23 protein-coding genes are annotated in these 18942 nt (G+C 34.7%); 13 read left to right on the forward strand and 10 right to left on the reverse strand.

The genetic code is table 11. The features are described 5' to 3' along the window. Nucleotides 1-15 precede the first annotated feature (15 nt). The 10 genes from RM542_RS09835 to RM542_RS09880 all read right to left on the reverse strand — a co-directional run bounded on the left by RM542_RS09835 (nucleotide 16) and on the right by RM542_RS09880 (nucleotide 7451). Nucleotides 16-348 (reverse strand): 2TM domain-containing protein, encoded by a 333-nt coding sequence (locus RM542_RS09835; RefSeq protein WP_311385576.1) that lies wholly within the window; start codon nucleotides 346-348, stop codon nucleotides 16-18. A gap of 11 nt (nucleotides 349-359) precedes the next feature. Continuing rightward, on the reverse strand, nucleotides 360-710 hold the full coding sequence (locus tag RM542_RS09840; RefSeq protein WP_311385577.1) for a 2TM domain-containing protein: 351 nt from the start codon (nucleotides 708-710) through the stop codon (nucleotides 360-362). After that, the gene (locus tag RM542_RS09845; protein ID WP_311385578.1) at nucleotides 707-1030 is read right to left on the reverse strand and encodes a 2TM domain-containing protein; all 324 of its coding nucleotides are present in this window, start codon (nucleotides 1028-1030) and stop codon (nucleotides 707-709) included. The genes RM542_RS09840 and RM542_RS09845 overlap by 4 nt, the downstream gene beginning before the upstream one ends. A gap of 2 nt (nucleotides 1031-1032) precedes the next feature. Then, nucleotides 1033-1335, reverse strand: coding sequence for a 2TM domain-containing protein (locus RM542_RS09850; RefSeq protein ID WP_311385579.1), 303 nt, complete (start codon nucleotides 1333-1335; stop codon nucleotides 1033-1035). Between the two features lie 33 nt (nucleotides 1336-1368). Further along, a complete protein-coding gene (locus RM542_RS09855) occupies nucleotides 1369-1653 on the reverse strand; it encodes a 2TM domain-containing protein (protein WP_311385580.1) in 285 nt (94 codons plus the stop codon). 24 nt (nucleotides 1654-1677) lie between these two features. Beyond that, nucleotides 1678-1956, reverse strand: a complete 279-nt coding sequence (locus RM542_RS09860) for a 2TM domain-containing protein (RefSeq protein ID WP_311385581.1) — start codon at nucleotides 1954-1956, stop codon at nucleotides 1678-1680. 171 nt (nucleotides 1957-2127) lie between these two features. Further along, nucleotides 2128-3456 carry a 2TM domain-containing protein gene (locus RM542_RS09865; protein ID WP_311385582.1) on the reverse strand — a complete coding sequence of 443 codons (1329 nt, stop codon included), beginning with the start codon at nucleotides 3454-3456 and terminating at the stop codon, nucleotides 2128-2130. A 3-nt stretch (nucleotides 3457-3459) separates the two neighbouring features. Continuing rightward, nucleotides 3460-4083, reverse strand: a complete 624-nt coding sequence (locus RM542_RS09870; protein ID WP_311385583.1) for a hypothetical protein — start codon at nucleotides 4081-4083, stop codon at nucleotides 3460-3462. 117 nt (nucleotides 4084-4200) lie between these two features. Continuing rightward, entirely contained in the window at nucleotides 4201-5151 is a 951-nt protein-coding gene (locus RM542_RS09875; RefSeq protein WP_311385584.1) for a C-type lectin domain-containing protein, read from the reverse strand. Nucleotides 5152-5291: 140 nt separating this feature from the next. Continuing rightward, entirely contained in the window at nucleotides 5292-7451 is a 2160-nt protein-coding gene (locus RM542_RS09880; RefSeq protein ID WP_311385585.1) for a TonB-dependent receptor, read from the reverse strand. Nucleotides 7452-7606: 155 nt separating this feature from the next. Between RM542_RS09880 and RM542_RS09885 the strand changes: the two genes are divergently transcribed. The 13 genes from RM542_RS09885 (at nucleotide 7607) to RM542_RS09945 (ending at nucleotide 18856) form a co-directional block, all read left to right on the forward strand. Further along, nucleotides 7607-8899 carry a DEAD/DEAH box helicase gene (locus tag RM542_RS09885; RefSeq protein ID WP_311385586.1) on the forward strand — a complete coding sequence of 431 codons (1293 nt, stop codon included), beginning with the start codon at nucleotides 7607-7609 and terminating at the stop codon, nucleotides 8897-8899. 145 nt (nucleotides 8900-9044) lie between these two features. Continuing rightward, nucleotides 9045-9737 (forward strand): peptidase E, encoded by a 693-nt coding sequence (locus tag RM542_RS09890; RefSeq protein ID WP_311385587.1) that lies wholly within the window; start codon nucleotides 9045-9047, stop codon nucleotides 9735-9737. Between the two features lie 20 nt (nucleotides 9738-9757). Next, the gene (locus tag RM542_RS09895; RefSeq protein ID WP_311385588.1) at nucleotides 9758-9949 is read left to right on the forward strand and encodes a hypothetical protein; all 192 of its coding nucleotides are present in this window, start codon (nucleotides 9758-9760) and stop codon (nucleotides 9947-9949) included. A 29-nt stretch (nucleotides 9950-9978) separates the two neighbouring features. Further along, on the forward strand, nucleotides 9979-11364 hold the full coding sequence (locus RM542_RS09900) for a glycoside hydrolase family 113 (protein WP_311385589.1): 1386 nt from the start codon (nucleotides 9979-9981) through the stop codon (nucleotides 11362-11364). Between the two features lie 5 nt (nucleotides 11365-11369). Beyond that, nucleotides 11370-11495, forward strand: a complete 126-nt coding sequence (locus RM542_RS09905) for a hypothetical protein (protein ID WP_311385590.1) — start codon at nucleotides 11370-11372, stop codon at nucleotides 11493-11495. 80 nt (nucleotides 11496-11575) lie between these two features. After that, entirely contained in the window at nucleotides 11576-13261 is a 1686-nt protein-coding gene (locus tag RM542_RS09910) for a D-aminoacylase (protein WP_311385591.1), read from the forward strand. A 10-nt stretch (nucleotides 13262-13271) separates the two neighbouring features. Beyond that, the gene (locus tag RM542_RS09915) at nucleotides 13272-14630 is read left to right on the forward strand and encodes a serine hydrolase domain-containing protein (protein ID WP_311385592.1); all 1359 of its coding nucleotides are present in this window, start codon (nucleotides 13272-13274) and stop codon (nucleotides 14628-14630) included. A gap of 9 nt (nucleotides 14631-14639) precedes the next feature. After that, nucleotides 14640-16151, forward strand: a complete 1512-nt coding sequence (locus tag RM542_RS09920) for a serine hydrolase (protein WP_311385593.1) — start codon at nucleotides 14640-14642, stop codon at nucleotides 16149-16151. 16 nt (nucleotides 16152-16167) lie between these two features. After that, entirely contained in the window at nucleotides 16168-16785 is a 618-nt protein-coding gene (locus RM542_RS09925; RefSeq protein WP_311385594.1) for an FMN-binding negative transcriptional regulator, read from the forward strand. A gap of 3 nt (nucleotides 16786-16788) precedes the next feature. Then, on the forward strand, nucleotides 16789-17166 hold the full coding sequence (locus tag RM542_RS09930; RefSeq protein ID WP_311385595.1) for a hypothetical protein: 378 nt from the start codon (nucleotides 16789-16791) through the stop codon (nucleotides 17164-17166). A gap of 9 nt (nucleotides 17167-17175) precedes the next feature. Then, the gene (locus RM542_RS09935; RefSeq protein ID WP_311385596.1) at nucleotides 17176-17652 is read left to right on the forward strand and encodes a GNAT family N-acetyltransferase; all 477 of its coding nucleotides are present in this window, start codon (nucleotides 17176-17178) and stop codon (nucleotides 17650-17652) included. A 265-nt stretch (nucleotides 17653-17917) separates the two neighbouring features. Beyond that, nucleotides 17918-18328 carry a DoxX family protein gene (locus tag RM542_RS09940; protein ID WP_311385597.1) on the forward strand — a complete coding sequence of 137 codons (411 nt, stop codon included), beginning with the start codon at nucleotides 17918-17920 and terminating at the stop codon, nucleotides 18326-18328. 108 nt (nucleotides 18329-18436) lie between these two features. Beyond that, nucleotides 18437-18856 carry a DUF2141 domain-containing protein gene (locus RM542_RS09945; RefSeq protein ID WP_311385598.1) on the forward strand — a complete coding sequence of 140 codons (420 nt, stop codon included), beginning with the start codon at nucleotides 18437-18439 and terminating at the stop codon, nucleotides 18854-18856. The last annotated feature ends 86 nt before the right edge of the window (nucleotides 18857-18942 follow it).

Raw genomic sequence — 18942 nt, forward strand, 5'->3', positions numbered from 1 at the left:
ATAAAATTTATCAAACTATCTATACTTATTCTCTTCTTTACTTTCTTGTTCCATGAATTTCTGTATTTGCTTTTTCTCCCAGTTTTTAAAAAAGGGAAGTTTGTTACGAAAAACAAGCAAACCATGAAAAACTAAAAATATACCCCAGATTATGAAATTTTCATTTATCCAATCAAAATAATAAGAAGCTCTTGGAAAACCATTTGGCAGCCAAGAATGAATCCAGCCACTTTTAATTAAATAAAGAGCCAAATTCACCACCACAAAGATTTTAATATGATTATAAAAACCTTTTAATTGTTTCACCCTTTTAGTAGCACGTTTGTATTTAATTGTTTTATTCTCCATAGGAATGGTTACTACATGGAATTTGAATTGTTTCTCATTCTCTCCTTTTCCATATAGCTTTTTATTTTACGTTCTTCCCATTTTTTGAAGGGACTTGGAATAAAAACCACCGCAGCATGTGCTAACAATACTAAACCCCAGATTATTGGTGTCCCATATACATTCCAATTAATCCATTTCATAAAATCAGGATTACCTAAAGCCTCTTTACTTAAAAGAATAAAAGTCATTTTACCAGAAAATAAGAGCAAAAGACCATTAATAATTATATAAACCATTAAATGTTTATAAAAACTCTTAAGTTTCTTTACGCGTTCTTGAGCGCGCTCTAATTGCGATGTTGAGCTATATTCCTTTTTCATTTCTTAGTATATTTTTCAGAAATCTTACGGTCCTCTTCCATATACTTTTCTATTTGACGTTTTTCCCAATCCTTATTTAAAATTGGATTAAAATTAAAAACCTTAGCAGCATGAAAAAATAAACCAATACCCCAAAAGAAAGGGGTTAAAAAATGAGAAAATTGCCAAAAATTTTCACCATCATATCCATTGCCAATAAAAATATTAACCAAAATAAAAATATTTATTATCGTATAAATTGTGGCATGAATATAAAATCCCTTTATCTGTTCTACTCTTTTCTTTGCTCTATTGAGCTTTTCTGTTTTTAAATCTTCCATAACTATTGCCATTTTCTCTGATCATTCTCCTTTTCCATATACTCTTTAATCTTACGTTTCTCCCAGTCCTTACCAAAAAATGGATTAAGACTAAAAGTACCTATCGCATGCGATATAACGCCTATTCCCCAGCCAAAAGCTGCCCATAAAAACCACATATACCTCCATTCATTTACCCAATAATTTAAGGCTCCAAGGCCGGCTATTACAATAAAATAAGATGTTAAGTGTCCATAGAACTTTTTTAGCTCGTCAACGCGCTCCTTAGCTCTTAAGTATTTGTTGTTATTATTTGTGTTTTCCATAATAATGGTTTGTTGGTTTTTAAAGATAAAAGTTTAAAAATCACCCTTCTCAATAAACTCTTTTATTTTCCGCTCTTCCCAGTCTTTACCAAAAATCATATTTAATCCGTAAATCTTAGAAGCCCTAATAAAAAGACTTAAACTTACCCCAAAAACAACCCATAAAAACCATGGTCTTTGCCATTCATTCAGATAATAGTTTATAGCCCCGACAATTAGAATTGCAACAATGCCTCGTATCACTCTTCCATAAAAAGCTTTGATTTCTTCTACATTTTTCTTTGCTCTTAAATATTTACTCTCGTTATAGTTTTCCATTTTATTCGCTTTTTGGTTGATGTATTATAGTTTATCACTTTCTATTAATTCTTTAATTTTTCGCTCTTCCCAATCTTTACCGAAAATCAAGTTTTGACCAAAAGCGCGAAGACCATGACTTATGAGTCCTAATCCCCATCCTACTGCAGGAAAGATTACCCAAATAAAACTAGTTGTAGAATAGTTGATATAGGCTAAAGCGCTTATGACCAAAAAATAGATTGTTAGGTGGGTGTAAAAAGACTTAATACATTTTACTCTTTCAACAGCTTTATTGTATTTGTATTCGTTTATGTTTTCCATGATGATATGTTTTTGTTTTGTTATTAGTTACATACCAAATCTCTCAATAAGTGGGCTATTCTAAAAAAGTGTATTACTGAATTGTAGTTTTAATAGGATGGATTGAAAAAAGGCTGGGGAGTATTGAAAATGAATTGCTGAATTTGTAAGAAGAACTATCGCTTTTTTAATTTAAAAGTCTTCATTTTCCATTAATTCTTGGATTTTCTTTTGTTCCCAACGTTTACCCCAGATTGGATTATAACCAAAGGCCTCTAAGGCGTGCATAGTTAAACCAAAGCCCCAACCTAAAGTTGGGAATATCGCCCAAATGAAATCAGTTGTTCGCAAGTTAAGCCACCATAAAAAGGGTATAACAATAAGATAAGCAATGAGATTACCATAAAAACCTTTAAGTGCTTCAACCCTTTCTTTAGCCTTTAAATAACGTTTTTCCTCAATGTGTTCTTCTTGTGTTTCCATCACGGAAACTTGTTTAGATAACATGGGTAGAGATACACTAAAATCGGACTTTGTTTTGTTTATAAATACCTGTTTATCCGTTAAAATATCATAACGTTGGCGAATATTTTGCAGACCAACTCCACTGCTCTTTTTAACGACTTGTTTTTCTTGCAGATTATTTTCAACAACAAGGTTGCCATTACTCTCAAATACCTTAATATGTAAAGGCCTTGAGGAAGTCACTACATTATGTTTTACAGCATTTTCTAAAAGTAGTTGCAAAGAAAGTGGTATGATCTTGGCATCTGGCTGGCTAGATTGCTCTGGTATGTCAAATACGATGCTATCTTCAAAACGCATTTTTAATAACCTAACGTAGGTACGTGCGAAATTTAGTTCTTCATCTACTGTAACTAAGTCTTTGTTCTTTTGTTCCAAAACGTATCGATAAACTTTAGATAGCGAGGTTGTAAACTTTTGAGCTTGATGTGGATCTTCTTCAATTAGACTAGTCAATACATTAAGACTATTGAAGAGAAAGTGCGGATCTAATTGATTTTTTAGCGCGTCAAATCGTGCAGAGGCGGTACCAGCAATTATTTTTTGCTCTTTTACCTCTCTTTTTTGAAGGGTACGATAGAAATAAAAAGCATGGGTGAACAGAGATGCAATTAAGGTAATAATCAGTGCAATTACATAAGAGCCCGTCTCATTTTTTTCGCGTTCCACAAACTCGTAGAAAGAACTACCAGTAAAATAATAATAGACTAAAAATCGAAGCAGCCCAAAAGTTATTAGAGTCAATACCAAAGACCCAATGGCTCCAAACCATAACCGTTTCTTTGGATCTTTCTCCCATGAATATCGAAGATTCATTCCATCGTAGTAATATGAGTTAACTAAAGTGAGTCCAAAAGAAAAAACAAAGGCAATAATTAAGTTTCGGGAAATACTTTCCAAAGAGTAATCATTATTCCCAAATATAAAAATGCTAAGAATAGCAACAAAAACCGTAATCAGTAAAGAAATCTTAACTACTTTGACAAAACTCCACATGCATTATGCTTTACATTCCTTTAAAACTTGTTCAGCTCTTTCTTTGCCCCAAACAGGATAAAAAGGAATATCAGATTTAAAGGTAGCAAAAAGTTCTAAAGCCTTTTCAATATCATTACAATATGGAGTAGTGTCCTTTCCAAAATAACGAGCTGAACCCATATCCCATTCAGCTTTTGATAATAGTACTCGAGGGTTCTGTGGAGCTATTTTCATTGCTTCATTATACAATTTGACGTTCTTTCCAGATAAAGTCATACCATATGTGGCACCATCAAAAGCAATCCAAGCGGTATTTATCATAGCTTCTTGTACTAAAATTTCAGCATTATCTGGTGAAATTCTCTTTGCAATTGCTATAAACTCTTTTGCCTTTTCTAATTGTTGCGTTAATTTTTCTTCATCTTTTTCTCCAAAAGATGCTGTTGTATTGACAACAGAAACGTAGAAATATGGAAGCCAATTGTCACTTTCAGCCATTGCAATCCTTTCAAAAAGATTTGAAGCTTCAGCAGTTTTCTGTTCGGTCCAAAGTTGCATGGCTTTCTCCATACCCATAGCGTATTGATCTTGTGCATTTAAAACTCCGGCAATTAAAAAAAGGAGTGGTACTATTAATTTTTTCATGACTGTTGTTTTTTGATTTATGAAACAAAAGTCTTTAAGAATAGAATGTGTAGAAAAGTAAAGCTACCGAGTTGTCAAAAAATGAGGATGAATTGTAGATTAGTTCAGAATCAGGTTTTAATTCTTATTCACACGATAAGTTATATTTCTATTGGTAATCAATTTGCATTGTATAACCATGGTCGTAGAACCAGAAATATTTAAAACGGGATCACCTGGCATACCACCATATTCAACCACGTAACCTTGTGAAGCGTACGCTCCTCCTCCTCCTCCATTAGGTAAGTCATTCCACGCACCAATTGGAGCACCACCTCTAATTACTCTCTCTGCAGCTATGTGGGCATAATCTTCTCCATTACTTCCAACATTATTAGGTTCACCACCATTCCAATTCGCGTAGGTGATTTCTGTTCCATTACGGTCTCCTAGCCAAAACAAAGTACCTGCTTCTGGTCCAGTTACCCAACGCCACTCACCCTCTACAGCAACGTCAGTGGCACCTATCCAACCAAAACCACTAGCTTGTTGCCCTGCAAAATCAGCTTCTTCTTGTGATGTCAATGTCACTAAATAACCTTGCAAACCAAAATAAGTTCTTGAAGCTGCTGCTGCTTCTGCAGCAGTCCAGGAAATACCTGGTGAAGAAACAAATTCATAATAATGCTGACTTTCAGGCAAAAAATTGGGTTCGCCTACTGTAATCGAAAATTGTCTTGAGCCAGTAGGGCTTGTGCTTGAGCTAGAAAATTCTGTTGCTAATATGGCTGCTTCAAATTCTGTATAAGTTGCTGGACCTTCTAAACTTAACTCTCCTTCAACCACGTTCCAGGAACTGGTGATGTTAGGATGCGTTCCCACTAAACTTAACAAATCTTCGCCATTAACATAACCACCTGAAATTTGAATATAAACGGCCGATGTTGTGGTATCGTCAGGGTCAGTAATACTAATAGTTTCTGCAATGGCCTTTGATGAACCTGTGCAATATGCTTGATAACCTGTAGCAGTTACCGTAGGCGGCTGATTCTGACCATGGCTAGTTTGCCAAAAACATAGTATAACCATCAACAAACAAAAAGTTATACTACTGAAAAAATTGAATCTCTTCATAATATTCAAAGTACGTATGGAAATGACCGGAATCAAACTAAAAGTTGTACAACATCTAAAAAGTGTTGTTAATTGGCTAAAAAAGTCTTTGAAACTTATAAATTATCCAGCTGATTACTTTTATTATCGGTGCTAATTGTCCAGAAAAAACCAACGAAAAAGAAGCTATCTGCCGAGGGTCTAATCGTTTGACGTTCAAAAACTCCATCAAGATTTGGGGTATTCGAATATTGGTAATTATTAATATTATTAAAACCTAAAACATTATTGACTGAGAAGTATAAAATCTTCTGTTGGTCAATCAAATATGCCCAATTCAAACTTAGATTATTAAAAGATTTAGTTTTTTCAGCTAAAAACTCTGGTGTATTGGGATTGTCATAAGGTCGACCAGAACCATAATTGTATGAAAGGCCTACCTGAGATTTTAAATCATCTACCCAAAGTTTTGTAACTAATGACAAACTATGTTTAGGTGCAAAATTTGGTGTGGCTTGCTCCCTAAAATTTCTAAAATCACGCTCTGTATTCAAATAGGAATAAGATACCCAATAATCTAGGTTTTTAATAGTTTTATTATCCCTCCAAAAGATATCTAAACCAGTTGCATATCCATTTCCAGAATTTTCATACTGAGAATCAAATTGTGGAAGATTAGTATCATACTTGACCAAATTATCATAGTCCTTATAATAAGCCTCAGCTCTAAAAGTTTTACCATTTTTTAAATATTGATAATTGAAAATGTAATGGGATGTTTTCTCAGAAAGCAAATCTTGTTCATACACCAAAATATCATTTAATGGGTTTTGATAAAAATCACCATAAGCCAAAGAAAACTGGCCATTCTCACTAGTTTTATATGCTAAAGAAAGTCTTGGTGAAAAAGTGAATTCATCAATAACCTTAGTACTTTCAACTCTTGCCCCTAGCTTCATTGCAAGTTTATTACTAAAGAAAATATCACTTTCAATAAAACTTGCGAACAGTTGATCATTAAATCCATTCTCAAATTCAGAATTATCTGGCGTAACTATGTTTTCATCATAATCTATATTAAAGAGCTCGGCTCCCAGACTAATATTAAACCTATTTGTAAATATTTTTTTTAATTTTAATTTTGAATGAAAAGCAGTTTCAATTGCTCTAACATCAGTATCGAAAACCGTTATTTCATTTTTGTCTTTTGATATACTAGAACCAGCTGTTATAGTCCAGTCATTTTTAAAAAAATATTTATAGGAAGAATTAAAATAGAGATTATTATTGGTTAGTTGAAAACGCACGAAATCTTCAAAATTGATATCCTCTTGATTAATATCTAAATTAGAATGATTGAAACCAGTGTACAGTTTAAACATACTTTGCTCTCCTTTATTTCTAAAAACTGCTTCTCCAGAAATTGACTCAAAAGGTTTATTCCAACTAATTCCTTGAGTTGATGGTATCAATGCTTCATAAGGCGCCAGATTGATATATTGTGTATTAAAACTAAGTGATTGGTTTCCCCAAATTTCGGTATGACCAATTCCTCCACCAACTGACATAATATTAATATCTGTCTTTTCTTGATCCGGTACGTCAGTAGTACTTAATAAAAGAACACTAGAAAGGGCTTGGCCATATTCGGCTGAATACCCTCCGGTGCTGAATGTAATTCCTTTAAAAAGAAAAGGAGAAAACCGGCCTCTTGTTGGAATGTTATTAGCTGTAGTATTAAAAGGCTGAAAAACTCGAAGTCCATCAATAAAGACCTGGGTTTCTCCTGCTGCACCGCCTCTTACAAACAAACGACCATCTTCATTGACCGTACTTGTTCCGGGTAAGGTTTGTAATGCAGCAACAAAATCACCAGCTGCACCAGCTGTAGTTACTATATCTAAAGGCTTTAAAACGGAGACCTTAGAATTGTCACCAGCTTCAAAGGTACCTGCAGAAAGGGTTACCCCTGTTAATTGGTTGATAGATTCCACCAATTGGATGTTTAAGTTTTTTAAATAAGTAACATCGCCTACCTCATAGTGCGCTTCATAAGACAACATAGAAATGACTAAAGTTTGGGTACCAATTTCTGTAGTTTCAAAAGAAAACTTACCTCCTTCAATTGTAGATGCTCCGTCATAAGTGCCCTCTAAATATACATTCGCTCCAACAATTGGATTATTTGACTTATCAGTAACTGTGCCCTCGATAAGTGTTTGGGCTGATGAAACCCAAACAATACTAAAAAAGAAAAAGAAGAATTTGTTTCTCATGATGATTCGTTTGTAATAATTTTTGATTGTGTTTTTAAATTGATGAGACAAATATGCAACTAGGTCAATATTCTATAGAATAAGAACTACCGAACTGTAGGTTTGAATGACTGGATTGTCATAAATTGAAGTACCTTCGTCACTTATTGATTGAAATGACATTTAAAGACCTCGGCTTAGCCGACCCAATATTGAAGGCCTTATTAGATGAAGGCTATACAAATCCTACTCCTATACAAGAACAAGCGATTCCTATATTACTGAAAGGAAAAGATTTGCTTGGTGTTGCCCAAACCGGAACCGGAAAAACAGCCGCTTTTGGTATTCCGATTCTACACCATCTTTATGAGGCTGGTCAACAACAAGGAAGAAGAAAAATAAAGGCTTTAGTAGTTACTCCAACTAGAGAGTTAGCCATACAAATAGGAGAAAGTTTCACCGCTTACGGTAAACACACCGGACTACGAAATACGGTTATTTTTGGAGGTGTCAAACAAGGAAAACAAGTAAATATTTTAAGAAATGGCGTTGATATTTTAATTGCAACGCCTGGTCGATTATTAGATTTAATGAACCAAGGATTTATCTCGCTTCGAGATATTGAATATGCTGTATTGGATGAAGCTGACCAAATGTTGGACATGGGCTTTATTCATGATATTAAGAAGCTAATTGCCAAACTTCCGCCCAAAAGACAATCGCTTTTCTTTTCAGCTACCATGCCCAAAACCATTGTAGAGCTTTCAAGAAAAATACTAGGCGATTTTGAACAAGTGACCATTAAACCACAACAGGCGACTGCCGAAAAAGTGGAACAAGGCGTTTATTTTGTTTCAAAATCAAACAAACCCAAATTGTTGGTTCATTTGTTGGAAGGTCGCCCTAAAGATTCTGTGTTGGTATTTTCAAGAACCAAACATGGCGCGAATAAAATTGTTAAGAAACTAGGGCAAGCAAATATAGAAGCCGCCGCCATTCATGGCAATAAATCGCAAACAGCTCGTCAAAAAGCTCTCGGCGCTTTTAAAGATGGCAAATTAAAAGTCTTGGTTGCCACAGATATTGCGGCTAGGGGTATTGATGTGGAAGAACTTGCATTGGTTGTCAATCACGATTTACCAAATGTACCCGAAACTTACGTACATCGTATCGGTAGAACTGGTCGTGCAAGCGCTAGCGGAATTGCCATTTCTTTTTGTGATGTTGAAGAGAGACCCTATTTACGAGATATTGAAAAGCTCATCAAACAAGCAGTACCGAGACTACCAGAGCATCCTTTTATGGATGACGTCCCTCCCGAAGGACCAACAATAAAGCAAAAACCTAAGGCTAAAAACAATCAACAAGGTAAAAGCCAAAACCGGAATAGAAACCGTAACAGAAATAAAAATAGAAGTAATTATAAAGGCAACCGAAATAATGGAAATCGACAAAACAGTTCAGATTAAATTACTTAAGAGCAAGCTCTTAAAGCTTACTTAGAAAAACAACTTTAAATTTACCAAGGAAGCCTCACAGGCTAAAAATCTTGAACATTGATTAAAAAAGTTTCATGATTTTTGTCACCAATGTTCGGTTTTGTATTTTGGATAAATGAAAAAACATCTCTTAGTATATGGCAGTGGTAGACATCGAATTCCCTTTTTAAGATTTTTAGCGCAACTGACAGAAAAAGAAAACCCTAACATCTGTTTTTTACCTACTGCTACTGCTGATGACAAAGACTACATTATTGCCTTTTATGAGGTTTGTAAAGGTTTATCGATAAACCCTCATGTATTAAAAGTCTGGATTAATTCTTATGACCAACAAGAAACCTTTGAAGAAATTATTTCTAAAATGGATGCCATTGTCGTCGGTGGTGGAAATACATTGAATATGTTAGCTATTTGGAAGGCGCAAGGTATTGATATCCTTTTAAAACAAGCCTATGACAGAGGTTGTATAATGGCTGGAGGTAGTGCCGGCTCTTTGTGCTGGTTCAATGCAGGCACTACTGATTCTAGGCCAAAAGAGCTAAGCATTGTTAAAGGAATGTCCTTTATCAACAAGAGTCATTGCCCGCATTATAATTCGGAAAAATCAAGAAGACCTTTGTACCATAAAAACATAATGGAAGGTAAACTTACTGATGGGTATGCCTGTGATGACCGTTCTGCCATTCACTTTATAAATGAAAAAGTAGAAAAATCGGTTTCCTTGGATGAGCAGAATTGTTCTTATTATGTCTATCTTAAGGACAATATGATAGTAGAAGAAAAATTAGTTTCTTCCATTATAACTTAATCATTTTTAAAAAATATAATATGGGCATCTTTTGGGATTTATTACAAGAAAATGAATTGGAAAAACAACAAAAGCAAGCCGATAGTATTGAAGAACGGGTAAAAGAACTAGAAAACCAGCTTGCTAACACAAAAACACTTCTTAAAAAGACACTTGAAGCCTTAGAATTACATCTCAATAAAGATATTGATGGCGATGGCCAAACTGGATAAACAGCTATTTTCAGTACCTTTAATAACCTATGCATCAATCAATAGTCCAAAAAGAAATCCGTAATATACTTGTCACTTATTTGCTGACCTGGCTTATTGTGTTTATAGTTGTTACTGCCAGAATATCAAGAGGAAAACGCACATTTAGTGAAGCTGCGACACTATTTTTTGAGTTTTTGTCGAATTCAAGTTTTATTGTAGCTATACATGTGCTTTTTGCTCTCTTTCTTCTCACCTTTTGGATAATTAGATACTTTTTTAGATTAAATAAAAAGAAAGGAAGTAAAGTTTTTTTAAAACAATTATTCTATCGCCTTTTAGCCCCAATTCTAGTTGTGTTTTTGGTATTTAAAAGCTTGGTTTTTGCCAACTCAAATGAAAATTATGATTTTGAATGGAATAATGAATTAATGAACTCTGCGCTTGTCCCCAGCGATTATTATGCTTTAGATAATATGCATCGTGGCATGAGTGTTTTTGGTTGGAGATCTGAGCAGAATGAAGCTTCTATTGATTCCCTAATTAAAGCGAATGTGGAATGGGTTGCAGTAATTCCGTTTATTGATCAAGAAGATGAAACCTCTAAAACTGTTCGTCGCCCCATTGATAAAGATGCCGAATGGACCTCTAGAGATTCTAGTTTTATTAATACTATTCAAACTATTCATGATAAAGGATTACATGTGCAACTAAAGCCGCACTTATGGACTTTTAATGGTTGGCGGGCAAATTTGACCTTAGAATCTGATGCAGAATGGAGTACTTGGTTTGATTCATATGAAGCATATATGCTCTATTATGCTCGTATGGCAGAATTGACTAATTCTGAATTGTTTTGTATTGGTACGGAGCTCAAAACATCCATTAAAAAACAACCAGAACGTTGGATAACTTTAATTCGGAAGATAAGAGAAATATATTCCGGAAAGTTGACCTATGCTGCTAATTGGCATGACGAATATGAATATATCGATTTTTGGAATGAGTTAGATTATATAGGTATTCAGGCATATTTTCCATTAACCAAAAATAAAAATCCAGATTTAGAGACCATAGAAAAAGGATGGTCTAGACACCTAAAAAAACTTGAAACTTTACATCAGACCTATCAAAAACCTATTTTATTCACTGAAGTTGGGTATAAAAGTGATGCGTCGGCCACCATAAAGCCATGGGAATGGGATTCATTTTTAAGTGTCCTCTCCGAAAGAAAATCAGATCAAACGCAACAATTAGCTTATGAAGCCCTTTTTAAACAACTTTGGTACAAACCATGGTTCGCAGGAATGTACATTTGGCAATGGGATAACAGAAGCACAAAAGAAGATGCACCAACAAATTTAGATTTCTCACCTAGATTTAAACCTGCCGAAAATGTAATTGCCAAATGGTTTGGCAAACCTACTTCCAAATAGAATTTATGAGTACTATTAATATCATCACATTAATTGCAGTTATTCTCTTCGCTAGACTTGGGGTTCGCTTATACACAAGATACCAACAACTAAAAAAGGAAGAAAAGGAAGCGAAAAACGATAAAACATAGCCGATCTAAGTACGCTATAAATCAAAAACTTAGTTATCTTGTAGCAGCTCCCCTGTACAATCAATAAACCAACCAATAAAATGAATCACTTAAAAAATTATTTGATTGCTTTTTTAGTAATTACAGCGATTGGGTGCGTAAAAGTTAATACCTATGACATCCTTATCAAAAACGGACAAATTTTAGATGGTTCAGGTCAACCCTCTTATATAGGGTCGTTAGGAATCAATGCTGATACTATCGCAGCAGTAGGAAAATTAGAAAATACCAAAGGCTTAAAAGAGATTGATGCTACCGGCCTCTCGGTAAGCCCTGGGTTTATTAATATGTTGAGTTGGTCTACGGAGTCACTCATCATTGATGGTAAATCTGAAAGTGACATTCGTCAGGGTGTAACCCTAGAAGTGATGGGTGAAGGTTGGTCAATGGGTCCGCTTAGCGAAGAAATGCGGCAAGAGCAGCAACGTACTCAAAAAGATTTCAAGTATGATATTGAATGGACAACGCTGGGCGAATATTTAGAATTTTTACAAAATAAAGGAGTTTCAACTAACGTGGCATCTTTCGTTGGAGCCACTACTCTGCGTATTCATGAGCTTGGTGAAGCAAACAGACCACCTACTACACAGGAATTAGAAAATATGAAGACCCTTGCTAAAACGGCTATGGAAGAAGGTGCTATGGGTATTGGTTCGTCACTGATTTATGCACCAGCCTTTTATGCCGACACACAAGAATTAATCGAATTATGTAAAGTTGCCTCGCAATATGACGGTATGTACATTTCGCATATACGCAGTGAAGGTGATTATTGGTTAGAGGCCATTGACGAATTGTTGCAGATTGCAAATGAGGCCGATATCGCTGCTGAAATATATCATTTAAAAGCTGGTGGAAAAGACAATTGGAGCAAGTGGGAAACTGCTATAGCCAAAATTGACTCCGCCCGAAATGCGGGTTTAAAAATCACCACAGATATGTATAATTATACCGCTGGAGCTACTGGACTGGATGCTTCTATGCCGCCATGGGTTCAAGAAGGTGGTTATGGAAAATGGGCAGAACGCTTACAAGATCCGGCTATTCGAAAAAAAGTAATCAATGAAATGAAGGCTAAAGGTGACGGATGGGAAAACCTTTATTTTGCAGCTGGTAGTCCAGAGAAATTAATCTTAAATGGTTTTAGAAGTGATAGCCTGCGCTACCTCACTGGTAAAACTTTAGGAGAAGTGGCTCGCATGCGAGGTACTAGTCCTGAAGAAACCGCAATTGATCTAGTGGTACAAGATAGCAGTCGCGTAGGTACCGTATACTTTCTAATGTCTGAAGAAAATGTAAAAAAACAAATTGCGCTACCGTACATGAGCTTTGGGTCTGATGCGGCTTCAATAGCACCGGTAAAACCATTTACCAATTATAGCCCTCACCCAAGAGCATATGGCAATGTTGCAAGGCTACTGGGTAAATATGTACGCGAAGAAAAAATAATTTCACTCGAGGAGGCTATTTATAAACTAAGTGGTTTGCCAGCTAGTAACCTTAAAATCAAAAAAAGAGGGACGCTTACGGTTGGAAATTTTGCAGACATTGCCATTTTTAATGCTGAAACGGTAATTGACAAGGCCACTTTTGACAATTCACATCAGTTTGCGGAAGGTATGGTACATGTTTTTGTAAACGGAGAACAAGTTTTACAAAATAAGCAACATACAGGGGCAATGCCGGGCAGGGTAGTAAGAGGACCTGGATATAAAACAAGGAACTAATAAAAACAAAATGAAGCACACATTGATTTTATTTGCTGTCTTATTAGGCATGCTAACAGCTTGTCGAAATGAGAAAACTTATATTGAACCACAACTGTCTACTTTAGAAAGGTATACAGATTCCCTCTTTTATGCATCAATTGATAGCAGTATGGTTGCAGGGGGTGCAGTTTTAGTTTATCAAAATGGTAAGACTTTATTGAACAAATCTTTTGGTCATGCTAGTTTAGAATTAGAGACCCCCATGCCAGAAAATGCAAGTTTTGAAATTGGCTCTGTAACCAAACAGTTTACTGCAGTTGCTATTTTAAAATTGGTTGAACAAGGTAAACTTTCGTTAGAAGATGATTTTACCAAGTATATGGATTATGATACCAAAGGTCGAAAAGTTACCATTAATCATCTACTCAATCATACTTCTGGCATTGCCAGTTATACAGAAATTGAAGAATTTGGAAGTCTTGTCCCGCAAGACCTACCAAGAGATTCCTTAACCAGAATTATAGAAACTAAAGATTTTCTATTTGAACCTGGTGAAGCCTTAATCTATAATAATTCCGCTTATTTTTTCTTGGGATTGATTATTGAAAAAGTTACTGAGAAGACTTACGAACAATATTTAGACGAAGTGATTTTTGAGCCTTTAGGTATGAAGAACACGTATTACTGTTCTACGAGCAAGGCAGTCAAAAACAAAGCCTATGGTTATGATTTTAGTCCGGAAGGTTTACAACAAAAACAATATTTAAACCATAAATGGCCTTACGCAGCGGGTTCATTATGTAGTACCACAGAAGACCTTTTAATTTGGATGAATGCTTTGCATAATCAAAAAATAGTTAGCAATGAACAGTATCAAGAATTAATAACCCCAAAAACTTTAAACGATGGGATTCAGGTAAGATACGCTATGGGACTTACCAACTTCACGAATTATGGCCATCAAGAAATCGGTCATGGGGGTGGCATACCGGGCTTTTTATCTGATACCAGATATTACCCCAAAGAAGACCTATATATTATTTGTCTTGTAAATACAGCAGGACCTCATGGCGGAAATTTTTTCGCCAATAATATTACTTGGAATATCCTTGAGAAAAAAGAATATGAAGGAATCGAATTAGATTTTGACCCGAACGAAATCACCGGTACTTATTCTGGTCAAACCCGTGGTCGAAAACAATCTGTTAATGTGCAGGCCCTAACAGATGCTATTACAATTGAATTTAATGGCAATGGAAAAATAGACACCCTCAGAACCTATATAGGCGATTATACTTGGATGGATGGCAATACCAAAATTAGAATTAAAGACGATCTTTCAAAAGTAGATCAGGTTTCCGGATTTTATATTATGAAAAAAAAGTAAACAATAACTATGATAACTAAAAGATCAAATCAATTATTATCTATATTATTTCTCTTTACCCTCGCAATGTCCCAAGGGCAAAAAAACAAAAACGTAGCACAATTAGATGCCATGATTGTTCAAGGTATGCAGGACTGGAAGGTTCCTGGTTTAGCAACAATTGTAGTAAAAGACGGAGAAGTTGTTTTTCAAAAAACCTACGGTGTGAAAAATTTGACTACGAAAGAGCCTGTCAATGAAAACACCTTATTCAATATGGCCTCGACTACAAAAGCGATCGTAGCCATTGCCATGGGTATGTTGGTTGATGAGGGCAAACTTGATTGGGACGATAAAGTAGTGGACCACCTCCCCTATTTTAAATTGTCCGACCCATACATCACCGCAAATGCTAGGGTAAAAGATTTGTTCACCCACAATTTGGGTATTGGTAATGCTGATGTTTTGTGGACGCTCGATAGCGTCTCGACCAAAGAAACCATTAAAAAGTTTCAATTTGCTGTGAAAGCCTATCCGCTTCGCGGAGGGTTTACCTATCAGAATATTATGTATGCAGTCGCTGGAGAAGTAATCAAAGAAGTAAGCGGGCAACCATGGAACGAATTTGTAACAGAACGTATATTCAAACCATTAGGTATGAATAGAACTCAAGCCGTGGCAAGTGATATTTTTAAAGTAGGTAATTTTGTAACTCCCTATTATGATGATTCTGAAGAAGGTATTGTCGAGGTTGATTACGGTTTTTCAGATCAAATAGGTCCGGCAGGAATGATTTGTTCTAGTGCAAATGATATTTCAAAGTATTTGACATTTCTAGTAAATGATGGTGTGCACAAGTCTGATACTTTGGTACAACCAAAAACATTCAAGTATCTTTTTGAGCCTAAATCGTTTTTAGGCAATACTGGAACGTACCCTACAAATGCATTGACCAAACCAAATTGGAATACCTATGCTATGGGTTGGTTTCAACAAGATTATCGAGGGCATAAACTTGATTTTCATACAGGAAGCTTATTTGGTCTGGTTGCCATAGCTGGTATTGTACATGAAAAGGATATGGCGGTTTACGTGTTTGCCAATTTAGACCATGCAGAATTACGACATGCCATTCTTTACAAAGCTATTGACCTTTTTGCTTTTGAAGATGATTCACGTGATTGGCATAATGAAGTTTTTAATTTGTACCAAGGATTTAAAAAATCAAATCTAGAATTTCAAGAAAAAAAGAAAAAAGAACGCATTTTAAATACCAAGACAAGTTTAGCCCTAATAGAATATGAGGGCACGTATAATAACGAGTTGATAGGTTCAGCTAAAGTTAAATATAACAATGGCCAACTTCATATTGATTTCAATGACTTTGTAAAATATAATCTAGAACATTGGCATTATGACACTTTTTTGACCAATAAAGATTCGAGATTTCGTCAAAAAATGATGATACGATTTGAATTGAATACCGATGGAAAAGTTCAAGAATTAGATTTGTTTGGTGATGTCTTTACAAAAACAAAATAAAAACACATTATCTTAAATGTACATTCCGCATTACTACAAAAAAGAAAACCTTGAAGAAATTAAAGAATTCATTCAAGAAAATAGCTTTGGTATTTTAATAAATCAGGTCAATAACAAACCATGGGCTACCCACATTCCATTAGAACTAGACATAGATGAAAGTGGGAATGATATTTTGGTAAGTCATATTTCAAAAGCAAATCCGCAATGGAAGGAATTTAAAGAGCAACCAGAAGTGCTCTGTGTTTTTAATGGGCCTCATTCTTATATTTCGTCTTCGTGGTATAGAGAGGAAGAGGTGCCAACCTGGGATTATATTGCCATTCATGTATACGGTAGAATAAGAATTTTATCAGAATCAGAGGTAATGGATTCTATGAGAAAATTAGTCGCCAAATATGAAGCAAATTCAAAAAACCCGATTTCGTTAGAAAACATGTCTGAAAAAACCTTGAGGCAGGTAAAGGGTGTAGTCGGTTTTAAAATTGAAATATCGGATATTCAAGCTGCTTATAAACTTTCTCAAACGAGACCTGAAGATCATCAATCGATTATTAAAGAATTAAATGATGGTAATGTAACATCTAAAGAAATTGGTATACATATAGAAAAACAATCAAAACTAAATCAATAGATTATGCTACATAATAAATTTTGGCAAGGTTTTTTCGCAATTGCCCCGCTATTAATAGGTGTTTTGGCAATCGTGTTTTATTTCTTTTTTATTTTCAATTTGGTAACTACCATTGAAACTAATGAAGCTATGGATGCCAACACTTCAGTATCCCTAATTTTAGGAGAGCTTGCTTGGTTTTTTACTTTTATTGGCTTGGCAATCATAATTTCAGTAAGTAGTTTTATTTTTTACATTGTTCATGCTGTCCAAAACCCCAATCTCAAAGAAAATAATCTTCTAATTGTTTGGGTTCTACTTTTTGTATTTGTTGGAGGAATAGGACAATTAGTTTATTGGCTCGTCGAAATAGTAAGTAAAAACCAGCAATTGAGGACTTAACATTTTATTATGTCATATTCAAATCAAATTACGATTATTGATTTCGAAGAAAAGTACCAAGAAGACTTTAAGAAATTAAACCAATGGTGGATTGAGAAATACTTCACTATGGAGAAAATGGATTTTCAAGCCCTAGATAATCCGAAAGAATATATTATTGATAAAGGAGGTTATATTTTAATCGCATTACTAAAAGGTAAAGCTGTTGGGGTTTGTGCATTAATACCAACCAAGCTTAGTGATTATGATTTTGAATTGGCCAAAATGGGGGTTGCACAAAATGCGCAAGGTCATGGTATTGGTTACCTTTTGGGAAAAGCAGTGATTCATAAAGCACGACTTAATGGAGCAAAAAGAATTCACCTTGAAAGCAATACAATATTAGCACCTGCGATTAGGTTATATGAAAAATTGGGGTTCAACGAGGTTAAGGGACTTCCAAGCCCGTATGAACGGTGTAACATTCAAATGGATTTAAATTTATAATTGTTTGTTCAAAGAACATCTAATTCTTTTAGTTTTTAAATAATTAAAAATTGACAACAAAATATGGTTGTTCTAATGGTTTACATCTTTTTTATTTAAAATGAACTACTTTAATAATGGTTAAACAAACTTTTTTAATCGTCGTATTTTTAATATATTATCCTTTAAATAACGCTCATTGAAAAGCATTCTACACAAAGTTATTCAACCTTTTACGTGCGACTCTTGGTATTTAAATCTATTTATCAAAGTGCCTCAAATTGTAATGGGTATCATATTAGCTTTTCATTTCGGAAAGTACTCCTTTGGAGTTCCGTGGTCTCCAGAGCGACTTAATTTAACCTTTTTTGAAGTTGCCCCCTGGTTTTTAGATGTGGTAAGTAACTTTTATAATCCAATTGGTAATTTTCCCTATGCCTTTGCACTCTTCTCCGGTCTAACTAAAATTGTAGGAGGTATTGCACTTATACTGGGCGTATTCTCAAGAATTGCTTCCTTTTGTGTAATAATTTTAATGTCTATATTTTTAATAAATCAAGAGTTTATAGATTTTAATTTCACTTTTCCATTATTCTTTATCGCTGTAAGTTGCTTTTCACTTTATTTTGGTTCTGGTAAATTCGGTATTGATTACCTCATTGCTAAAAAATTCTTTTCTACTTCATCAAACAGATAATCTTACAATTCGGTATTTAATTTCTACAACTCAGTAGGGTTACTTTTTTTATTGAAGGTCATGTCTGCACTTTTGTACCATCATTAACAAACAAAATCAAAAAACAAAATGAAAAAATTAGCATTTATTATCGGAGTATTTTTTATTTCAATTACGGCAAAAGCACAAGAACAAGAATTAGTTAAGATAACTGTTACCATTGAAAATGTGCTAAATGACAATGGAATTATCCTTGTTTCATTACATAATGAAGATACCTTCATGAAAGGAGCTGGAGTTATTGATTTGGCAGACCAAGCCCAAAAGGGCGAAGTTACTTTAACCTTCGAAAATGTAAAACCAGGAACCTATGCTGTTATGGTATTACATGATGAAAACGAAAATAACAGAATGGACTTTGAATCAAACGGAATGCCAAAAGAAAGCTATGGAATGTCCGGTAATGCGATGGTGATGGGACCACCAACCTTTAATGACGCAAAATTTGAAGTCGCCTCAGAAGACCTAGAATTAAAAATAAGATTCTAACAACTACCATCAATCAATTTATCAAATGAATCAACCCCATGTAAAAGTGGGGTTGCTTGTTATATAGGATTTATCAATCTTAATAA

Origin of the sequence: Croceitalea sp. P059 (assembly GCF_031846365.1) — a bacterium.
GTDB lineage: Bacteria > Bacteroidota > Bacteroidia > Flavobacteriales > Flavobacteriaceae > Croceitalea > Croceitalea vernalis.

Excerpts from the sequence above, each read along its gene's own strand:
- RM542_RS09835 (WP_311385576.1), bottom strand. The coding sequence starts at position 348 with ATGGAGAATAAAACAATTAAATACAAACGTGCTACTAAAAGGGTGAAA.
- RM542_RS09840 (WP_311385577.1), bottom strand. The coding sequence starts at position 710 with ATGAAAAAGGAATATAGCTCAACATCGCAATTAGAGCGCGCTCAAGAA.
- RM542_RS09845 (WP_311385578.1), bottom strand. The coding sequence starts at position 1,030 with ATGGAAGATTTAAAAACAGAAAAGCTCAATAGAGCAAAGAAAAGAGTA.
- RM542_RS09850 (WP_311385579.1), bottom strand. The coding sequence starts at position 1,335 with ATGGAAAACACAAATAATAACAACAAATACTTAAGAGCTAAGGAGCGC.
- RM542_RS09855 (WP_311385580.1), bottom strand. The coding sequence starts at position 1,653 with ATGGAAAACTATAACGAGAGTAAATATTTAAGAGCAAAGAAAAATGTA.
- RM542_RS09860 (WP_311385581.1), bottom strand. The coding sequence starts at position 1,956 with ATGGAAAACATAAACGAATACAAATACAATAAAGCTGTTGAAAGAGTA.
- RM542_RS09865 (WP_311385582.1), bottom strand. The coding sequence starts at position 3,456 with ATGTGGAGTTTTGTCAAAGTAGTTAAGATTTCTTTACTGATTACGGTT.
- RM542_RS09870 (WP_311385583.1), bottom strand. The coding sequence starts at position 4,083 with ATGAAAAAATTAATAGTACCACTCCTTTTTTTAATTGCCGGAGTTTTA.
- RM542_RS09875 (WP_311385584.1), bottom strand. The coding sequence starts at position 5,151 with ATGGTTATACTATGTTTTTGGCAAACTAGCCATGGTCAGAATCAGCCG.
- RM542_RS09880 (WP_311385585.1), bottom strand. The coding sequence starts at position 7,451 with ATGAGAAACAAATTCTTCTTTTTCTTTTTTAGTATTGTTTGGGTTTCA.
- RM542_RS09885 (WP_311385586.1), top strand. The coding sequence starts at position 7,607 with ATGACATTTAAAGACCTCGGCTTAGCCGACCCAATATTGAAGGCCTTA.
- RM542_RS09890 (WP_311385587.1), top strand. The coding sequence starts at position 9,045 with ATGAAAAAACATCTCTTAGTATATGGCAGTGGTAGACATCGAATTCCC.
- RM542_RS09895 (WP_311385588.1), top strand. The coding sequence starts at position 9,758 with ATGGGCATCTTTTGGGATTTATTACAAGAAAATGAATTGGAAAAACAA.
- RM542_RS09900 (WP_311385589.1), top strand. The coding sequence starts at position 9,979 with ATGCATCAATCAATAGTCCAAAAAGAAATCCGTAATATACTTGTCACT.
- RM542_RS09905 (WP_311385590.1), top strand. The coding sequence starts at position 11,370 with ATGAGTACTATTAATATCATCACATTAATTGCAGTTATTCTCTTCGCT.
- RM542_RS09910 (WP_311385591.1), top strand. The coding sequence starts at position 11,576 with ATGAATCACTTAAAAAATTATTTGATTGCTTTTTTAGTAATTACAGCG.
- RM542_RS09915 (WP_311385592.1), top strand. The coding sequence starts at position 13,272 with ATGAAGCACACATTGATTTTATTTGCTGTCTTATTAGGCATGCTAACA.
- RM542_RS09920 (WP_311385593.1), top strand. The coding sequence starts at position 14,640 with ATGATAACTAAAAGATCAAATCAATTATTATCTATATTATTTCTCTTT.
- RM542_RS09925 (WP_311385594.1), top strand. The coding sequence starts at position 16,168 with ATGTACATTCCGCATTACTACAAAAAAGAAAACCTTGAAGAAATTAAA.
- RM542_RS09930 (WP_311385595.1), top strand. The coding sequence starts at position 16,789 with ATGCTACATAATAAATTTTGGCAAGGTTTTTTCGCAATTGCCCCGCTA.
- RM542_RS09935 (WP_311385596.1), top strand. The coding sequence starts at position 17,176 with ATGTCATATTCAAATCAAATTACGATTATTGATTTCGAAGAAAAGTAC.
- RM542_RS09940 (WP_311385597.1), top strand. The coding sequence starts at position 17,918 with ATGGGTATCATATTAGCTTTTCATTTCGGAAAGTACTCCTTTGGAGTT.
- RM542_RS09945 (WP_311385598.1), top strand. The coding sequence starts at position 18,437 with ATGAAAAAATTAGCATTTATTATCGGAGTATTTTTTATTTCAATTACG.